Origin of the sequence: Phenylobacterium sp. CCH9-H3 (genome assembly GCF_001557235.1) — a bacterium.
Classification (GTDB): domain Bacteria; phylum Pseudomonadota; class Alphaproteobacteria; order Caulobacterales; family Caulobacteraceae; genus Phenylobacterium.
This window is the reverse complement of sequence record NZ_LSJI01000218.1, coordinates 1-7281: the sequence shown is the minus strand read 5'-3', so window position 1 is coordinate 7281 and position 7281 is coordinate 1. Positions and strand designations below refer to the sequence as shown.

Genomic DNA, 7281 nt, shown 5'->3' with positions numbered 1-7281 from the left:
CGCCCTCGTAGCCGAGGCGGGTGAGCCGGTAGGCTTCCTCGGCCGTGCGCTCGCCCTCCTGCGAGGCCGCCAGCCGCGCCTCCGCGGCGCTCAGTCGGGCCGACCCCGAGCGAACGGCCGCCTCGGCGTCCAGGCGGGCCGCGTTGAGCCTGGCCTCGGCCGCGCTGAGCTCGGCCCGCGCCGCGCTGATGTTGCCGCGGTTGCGGTCGAAGATCGGGAACGGGATCGACACGCCGGCGACCAGCGCTGTGGCGTCGTCACCCTCGAACCGGCGGGCGCCAACGGACACGGTGACGTCCGGCACCGCACGGAGCCGTTCCATGCGGACGCGACGGGCCGCCGCCTCGCGCTGCGCCTGCGCGGCGAGATAGGCCGGGCTGGCCAGCGGGTCGGGCGAGGCCCCCGCGAAGGCCTGGCCGGCTCGCGCCAGAAGGCTCACCGGAATGGAGGTGATCGGCGCGGGCGCCCCCACCAGGGCGGTCAGGTTGGAGAAGGCCGTCGCGCGGGCGGCGCGGGCCTCTTCGAGCGCCGCCCGGGCGGCTTGCAGCGCCGCCAGCGCCTGCACCCGGCGCAGGTCGGCCTCGCGCCCGGCCTCCACCAGGGCGCCGGCGACGCGGGCGTCCTCCTGCGCGAAGCCGACCGACTCGGTGGCCAGCTGCAGGCGCCGGTCCGAAGCTTCGGCCTCGGCATAGCTCGCCGCCAGGTCGAAGGCGTACTCGCCTTGGATCTGCGCCGCGCGGGCCCGGGCCGCGACCACGTCGGCCCGGCCGACCGCGACCCGCGCCGAACGCTTGCCGCCGAGTTCGAGCGTCTGCTCGATCGAGGCGGTGGTTTCGGAGAGGCCCGTGCCCTTGAAGGGTCCAGAGCCCGCGAAATTCTCCACCTCGACGCCGAGGGTGGGATTGGGAAGGGCCCGGGCCTGGCGGGCCAGGCCTTCGGCGCGGGCGATCTCGGCGCGGGCCTCTGACAGGCGCGGCGCGGTCGCCTGCGCCTGACGCAGGAGGTCGGGGAACGGGGGCGCGGGTTCGGCGATTGCGGCGCCTGCGAACAGCGCGCTGGCGCTCGCCCCCAGCAGCATGGCCGTGAGGAACGGCCGTCGGAAGATGACAGACAAGGTGGACCCTACTCGCGAAATGACGAAAGCCGGCGCGCGCCAGGCGCGCGTGGTTCGTCAGACGCGAGGGGGCCGTTCCAGGCGGGAGGCCGCGCGGGAGCGCGGGTGCTGGTTCGCCAGCTTGACCGCCGGCGCGGAGACGGCCGGATGGGCCACCGCGTCACTCACCAGGGTCGGCAGATAGGGGGCTGCATGGTGGCAATGCCCATGCTGGCAAAGTCCAAGGTCGCCACCTACGTCGGGCGAGATGCCGCCGTGGGCGTCGGATGCCGCGGAGACGCTGTCCACCGCTGCGGTCACGTCATCGACGCTCTGCAGGGCGGCGACGGCCGGCGCTTCGCTGCCGCACACGGCGGCCTCGGCGACCGGCGCGAACATCAGGGCAAACGCCAGCAGGACAGCTGTGAAGCCGCCGACCCATCGCCAGAATGTCCGAAGTCCCGTCACAGGCGCGTCTATAGCCCGCGCCGGGCGGCACGGGAATGCGTTACAAAGTCCGTTGTCTGCGCGGCTTCCGCCTCCAGTTCACGGCTTGCCTGGGTGGTGATCGACCAGGCCGAGCGCAGGAAGATGGCGGCGAGCAGCACGCCCACCGCGAGGTCCGGCCACCGCGAGCCGGTGAGCGCGACGGCCACGCCGGTGGCCGCCACGGCGACGCATTGGATCAGGTCGTTGCGGGTGCAGAGCCAGACCGAGCGCACGTTCGCGTCGCCCTCGCGATAGCGCAGGAGCAGGATGGCCGCGACGAGATTGGCCGCCGCGCCGAACAGCCCCAGGCCGGAGATGGCCGCGGCGTCGGGCATCGTGCCACTGACGGCGCGCCACACCGCGAAGCCGAGGATGGCCACAGCCATGACCGCCAGGCTTCCTCCCTTGAAGAGCGCCGCGCCGGCCCGGATCCGCGCGCTCTTGCCGATGGCCCAGAGGCTGAGCGCGTAGGTGGCCGCGTCGGCGGCGAAGTCCAGGGTGTTGGCGGCCAGGGACGCCGAGCCGGCCAGGATCGCGCCCCCGGCGACGACGCAGAACCCCAGCAGGTTGATCGCGATCACCCAGGCGAGGACGCGTCGATAGGCCGGTGACGCCCCATCGAAGACGACGGTCGCGCCGCAGCAGCCTGCCGAGCCGTGCACCTGGGATTGGGCGGGTTCCGAGGAACAGGAGGACATGTCGCCAGTGTGCATCCTCTATTAGGTAGAGGATCAAGCGCCTATTTTGCGCATGTCGTTCCACGGAGGCTGCCCCATGACGAACATGCCGATCGGCCGGCTGGCCAAGGCCACGAACGTCAAGGTGCCGACCATCCGCTTCTACGAGCAGATCGGCCTGCTGCCCGCGCCGCAGCGCACGGAAAGCGACCGGCGGGTCTACGGCGAGGCGGCCGTCAAGCGGCTCGCGTTCATCAAACATGCGCGCCAGCTCGGCTTCTCGGTGGAGGCGATCCGCGACCTGCTCGACCTCTCTGACCACCCGCATCGGCCGTGCGAGCAGGCCAACCGGCTGGCGGCGGAACAGCTGGAAGCCGTGGACGAGAAGATCGCGCAACTCAGCGTGCTGAAGACCGAACTCGAGCGTATGGTCGGCGCCGGCTGTGCAGGAGAGGTCGCCGACTGCCGGGTGATAGAGGCGCTGGCCGACCCCACCCTCTGCGACCACCACCGCCCCGGGTTCGCCGGGCGCGCGGGATGACGATCGCAGATCACGCCTCTACGCGGGCGCGCCGCCTGGTGGTCCTCGCGGCCATGGTCCTGTTGTCCGGCTGCGACCGCCAGGTCGTGGATCGGACGCCGGACGCGCTGGATCACAAGCGGGTCATGGCGGCCGACCCGACGCATGGTGCGCCGCCGGGTCCGATCGTGGTCGAAGCGGGTCGGGAGGAAGGCCGCGCGCGGGTCGTGGCCGTGGATCCGGCGGCCGGCGTCATCTTCCTGCGCCATGAGCAGAGCTCGGCCGGCGACTGGCCGGACCTGACGATGTCGTTTCGCGCCCGACGCGCGATCCTGCAGCGGGTGCGCGCCGGCGACGAGGTCGCCTTCACGCTGCTCGTCACGGACGGCGTCGGCGAAGTCGCAACCCTGAGCCGGCGATGACGCCAGCGGCGCTCTGCCCCTATGCGGCGCTGTCGCTTGAGCCGAGCCGGAGCGCGACGCCTGGCCGCGGGCGAATGTCGGACGGAGCCGCCGCACTTTCGAGCTGCTGGCGGGGGACGGAAGCGGCCTGTGAAGGCCCATGACCTCATCGCCCATGGCGGCCCAAGAACGGGAAGCCACCGAGCGTCTATCGGGCCCTGGAGTTCCGCCTCGGGCGTAGCCCTCGCCGGCAAGCCGTGAACGCCTACGTGGCCTGCGCGGCGCGCCCCCACCGCGCGCAGCCGCCCGCGTCCTGATCTGCGACTGTTGCGGCAGGACACTGGAGCTGGACCAGGATATCGAAGCCGCCGTGAAGCCTCAAGCGGCTCGGCTTCGTGATGCGAGCCGTCTGACTCGAGGCGAACGGCGTCTGTCTGGCGCGCACGCAAGCGCCGACGGCTCGCGGAGCTCTGGCTGTAACCTCTCTGTAACCTCCGCTGAAACCGTAGAGTACTCGCCCCATCGCGCGCGGGCCGCCACAGCGGCCGCCTGGCTTGGGGGCATTGTCGATGCGAAGGAAATTGGTCGCCGTGCGCGGCCAGCAAGCTATGCTGGCCGGAGCCGCCACGCTGGCGATGCTTGCCACCAACGCCTGGGCGGCCGGCGCCGAGGTGGGTGAGGTGGTGGTGACCGGTCGCCTGGAGGAGACCCTGCCGCAGGAGCTCGCCCGGTACGGTCATCGGGTGGAAGTCGTGAGCGGCGAGGAGATCGACCGGCGCGGCTACACCGATGTGGGCCAGGCGCTGCAGTCGAGCCTGCCGGGGCTGTCGCTGATCCCGCAGAGCGGACCGTTCGGCTACAACGTGGCCTCGCTGCAAGGCTCGCGGCCGGGCGAGATCCTCTACCTGATCGACGGAGTGCGGATCTCCAGCCGGCTCTACAACACCACTCCACCGCTCGACACCGTGGCGGCCCACATGGTCGAGCGGATCGAGCTGCTGGAGGGCGGCCAGAGCCTCTTCTACGGCACCCAGGCGGTCGCGGGCGTGATTAACATCGTGACCCGCGACTTCACCGACCAGCCGTCGGGACGGTTCGAGATCGGCGCCGACACCAACGAGGCGGTCACGGCCAGCGGCTACTACTCGGCAGCTCTTGGCGGCCACCGGTTCATCGCCTTCGCCAGCCATGACGAGGCCAAGGGCTACAAGGTGTTCTCCGACGACGAGATCCAATCCAGCCTGGCCGACCGCCACCGCGGCTACCGGATGACCAGCGGCGGGGCGAAGTGGGCCTATGACGTCTCCGACGCGCTCAGGCTCTCCGCCAGCTACACCCATACCGAAGGCTTCGCCGAGCTCGCCCGGCCGAACCTCGTCACCGAGAACTTCAACACCCGCAACGAGGAGATCGCCTGGGCGAAGGTCGACGTCGACATCAACGACCGGCTGAGCGTCTTCGTGAAGGGCTACTGGCACGACTGGGACAGCACCTTCAACCAGACCAACACCGGCCCCGCCGGTCCGGTGGTGGTCTCCGACAAGGAGAAGTGGCAGTTCGAGGACTACGGCCTGAACACGCTTGCCCGCGCGATCCTCCAGCCGGGCCTGGAGCTGTGGGGCGGCTACGACATCCAGCGCTACGGCGGCTTCGACGACGTGCTGATCATCCTGCCGCGCAAGGAGACCGCGCAGGCCTTGTTCGCCCAGGTCCGCGCCGGTCCGGAGATGATCCCCGGCCTGCACCTCGCGGCCGGCTTCCGGCACAACATGTCCAAGTCCAGCGAGGACGCGACGGTGTGGAACGTCTCCGGGCAATTCGACATCGGCGATGCGCTGTTCGTCCGCGCCGCAGGCGGGACGTCGTTCCGACTGCCGGACGCTGAGTCCCTGTTCGCCCAGGACCCGTTGAACAACGGGGAGATCGGCAACCCGGACCTGAAGCCCGAGCGGGCGCGCAACCTGAACGTCTCGGTCGGCGCCCAAGGCGGCGGATGGCGGGGCGAGCTGATCGGCTTCTGGCGGGAGACCAAGGACCTGATCGCCCTGAACGGCGTCACCCCGGACCCGGACGTGTTCCAGTTCATCAACATCGCCGAGAAGGTGAAGGTACGGGGCTTCGAAGCCGTGGTGACGGGCGAACCCAGCGCGTGGCTGTCGGTCAAGGCCTCCTACACCCATGCCCGCACCCGCCAGGGGGGCGCGTCCGTCCAGCTGACGGAAATTCCCGAGGACACCGCGATGGCCGCCGTCGACCTTCATGAGCCGGGCGGGGCCTATGGCGCCGGCGCGACCCTGAACTGGACCGGCGACGTGGTCGATGTGCTGCCCTCCGGCATCGGCCGAGTGGACCGCGGCGACTTCACCGTCGTCGACCTGAACGCCTGGGTGCAGGTGGGCGAGCACGGCCGCCTCTCCGCGCGGCTGGAGAATGCGCTGGACGAGGAATACTCCACCCGCGTCCGGCGGTTCTTCCGCGACGGGACGGGGACCGCCTTCGCCGGTCACTTCCGCGGCGTGCCCCGGACCCTGCATTTCACCTACGCCTATTCCTTCTAGCGGCGCCTCCAACGCCGTTCGGAGGCCCTTTTGCGCCGAGGTGGCTGGTGGTGGCCCACCGCTACCTCGGCGCCGCCCGGCTGGACCTATTCGCCCTCCACCTACCTGCAGCGCCTCCCGATCATCGTCCTCGGCGCAGTGGGCTTCGTGCTCGCCCGCATCCTGACCGCCTACCAGCTCGGCCACGTGGACGGGGTCTGGGAGCCGTTCTTCGCCGGCGACGCCGCGCCAACGGCACGGAGTTCATCATCACCTCGGACGTCTCCAAGGCCTGGCCGGTGGCGGACGGCGGGGTCGGGGCGATGAGCTACATGGCCGAGATCCTGATGGGCGCCATGGGCGGCCGCTCGCGCTGGCGCACCATGCCCTGGATGGTGCTGCTGTTCTGCATCGTGGTCGTGCCGCTGGGGGTGGTCAGCATCTACTTCATCATCATCCAGCCGATCGAGATCGGTACCTGGTGCACCATCTGCCTGATGGCAGGGGCCGCGATGGTGGCGATGATCCCCTTCGCCCTCGACGAGCTGGTTGCCATGGGCCAGTTCCTGGTCTGGAACACCCGGCGCGGGCGGCCCTTCTGGCGCGCCTTCTTCCGCGGCGACGCCCTGCCAGGCGGGACGAAGGACCCCCATGCCGGGTTAGACGCCGGTCCCCTGCGCGCCTTCGCCTCGGCCGCGCGTGGAGTGAACCTGCCCTGGACGCTCGCCGCCAGCATGCTGCTCGGCGCCTGGCTGACGCTCTCCCGCCTGACCTTCGGGACCGAGCCGCCGCTCGCCGACGACTACCTAGTCGGCGCGCTGGTCATCACCACCGCCGCCATCGCTACAGCCGAGGTGACCCGGCCGCTGCGGTTCATCAACGTCGGCTTCGGGCTCTGGCTGATCGCCACGCCGTGGCTGCTGGGCGGCGCGCCAGTGGCTGGCCAAGCGAGCGACGTGCTCGTGGGACTGGCCCTGGTCTGGCTCAGCCTCCCGCGCGGCCCGCGCAGCCGTGGGCACTACGGCGGCTGGGATCGCCTCATCGTCTGACGCCGCTGTGTCGCGGCGACCGGTCGAGGCCGGGGCGACTCGCTGGCCGCCCCGGCCGCATCAGTTCATTTGGGCGCGTTCTCGGCGCGCTCGCGCGCGGCTGCGTCCACGCCGACCACCGTCGGCGCGTTGAGGCCGACGCTGAACTTCGGATTTCCCGACCAGTGGGGTGTTCCTGGCTGGGTCGCGCAGGCGGCGAGCCCGGCGACGGCCAGGATCGTGGCCAGAAGATTTGTGGTGGTCCTCATGATCGTCTCCTTCTGATCCCGTCGCTGGGCGCGCGTCAGCGGACGCCGGCGACGGCTGTTGGACGGACGGGGGTGCGCCTTAGCGCGGCGATCAGACGAAGATCGGCGGTCGCAGTGGCGGCGGCTGCTGCAGGCCCCACAGCCTTGCGGACGGTGACGCGAGCCACCGGTCGACGCGCAACACCATGCCGAGGTCGGCGGCGGACGCCGCCCACAACAGCGCGGCCGGAGCGCAATGGCAGGCGCCGGCCGGTGGCGTCGACATAT

At 70.9% G+C, this 7281-nt stretch carries 9 protein-coding genes; 5 read left to right on the top strand and 4 right to left on the bottom strand.

From position 1 onward, the window contains the following. The 3 genes from AX721_RS18960 to AX721_RS18950 all read right to left on the bottom strand — a co-directional run. A partial coding sequence (locus tag AX721_RS18960; protein WP_231754744.1) for a TolC family protein occupies positions 1–1114 on the bottom strand: 1114 nt, incomplete at its 3' end. A gap of 57 nt (positions 1115–1171) precedes the next feature. Then, positions 1172–1561: a hypothetical protein gene (locus AX721_RS18955; RefSeq protein ID WP_156467257.1), complete on the bottom strand. Its 390-nt coding sequence runs from the start codon at positions 1559–1561 to the stop codon at positions 1172–1174. 8 nt (positions 1562–1569) lie between these two features. Then, positions 1570–2280, bottom strand: a complete 711-nt coding sequence (locus tag AX721_RS18950; protein WP_068877540.1) for a cation transporter — start codon at positions 2278–2280, stop codon at positions 1570–1572. Between the two features lie 76 nt (positions 2281–2356). On the opposite strand from AX721_RS18950, the gene AX721_RS18945 reads away from it, so the two are divergent. From AX721_RS18945 to AX721_RS18930, 5 genes are all read left to right on the top strand, one after another. Further along, positions 2357–2800, top strand: coding sequence for a helix-turn-helix domain-containing protein (locus AX721_RS18945; RefSeq protein ID WP_082765203.1), 444 nt, complete (start codon positions 2357–2359; stop codon positions 2798–2800). Further along, positions 2797–3201, top strand: a complete 405-nt coding sequence (locus AX721_RS18940; protein WP_068877539.1) for a copper-binding protein — start codon at positions 2797–2799, stop codon at positions 3199–3201. The genes AX721_RS18945 and AX721_RS18940 overlap by 4 nt, the downstream gene beginning before the upstream one ends. A 548-nt stretch (positions 3202–3749) precedes the next feature. Then, on the top strand, positions 3750–5738 hold the full coding sequence (locus AX721_RS18935; RefSeq protein WP_082765204.1) for a TonB-dependent siderophore receptor: 1989 nt from the start codon (positions 3750–3752) through the stop codon (positions 5736–5738). 30 nt (positions 5739–5768) lie between these two features. Continuing rightward, a complete protein-coding gene (locus tag AX721_RS28090; protein WP_197422645.1) occupies positions 5769–6044 on the top strand; it encodes a hypothetical protein in 276 nt (91 codons plus the stop codon). Continuing rightward, on the top strand, positions 6017–6766 hold the full coding sequence (locus tag AX721_RS18930) for a vitamin K epoxide reductase family protein (RefSeq protein ID WP_197422644.1): 750 nt from the start codon (positions 6017–6019) through the stop codon (positions 6764–6766). The genes AX721_RS28090 and AX721_RS18930 overlap by 28 nt, the downstream gene beginning before the upstream one ends. Before the next feature lie 65 nt (positions 6767–6831). On the opposite strand, the gene AX721_RS18925 is transcribed toward AX721_RS18930, so the two are convergent. Then, a complete protein-coding gene (locus AX721_RS18925) occupies positions 6832–7014 on the bottom strand; it encodes a hypothetical protein (RefSeq protein ID WP_068877536.1) in 183 nt (60 codons plus the stop codon). Positions 7015–7281: the final 267 nt, after the last annotated feature.

Coding starts and splice junctions, on each gene's coding strand:
- AX721_RS18950 (WP_068877540.1), bottom strand. CDS start 2,280: ATGTCCTCCTGTTCCTCGGAACCCGCCCAATCCCAGGTGCACGGCTCG.
- AX721_RS18945 (WP_082765203.1), top strand. CDS start 2,357: ATGACGAACATGCCGATCGGCCGGCTGGCCAAGGCCACGAACGTCAAG.
- AX721_RS18940 (WP_068877539.1), top strand. CDS start 2,797: ATGACGATCGCAGATCACGCCTCTACGCGGGCGCGCCGCCTGGTGGTC.
- AX721_RS18935 (WP_082765204.1), top strand. CDS start 3,750: ATGCGAAGGAAATTGGTCGCCGTGCGCGGCCAGCAAGCTATGCTGGCC.
- AX721_RS18925 (WP_068877536.1), bottom strand. CDS start 7,014: ATGAGGACCACCACAAATCTTCTGGCCACGATCCTGGCCGTCGCCGGG.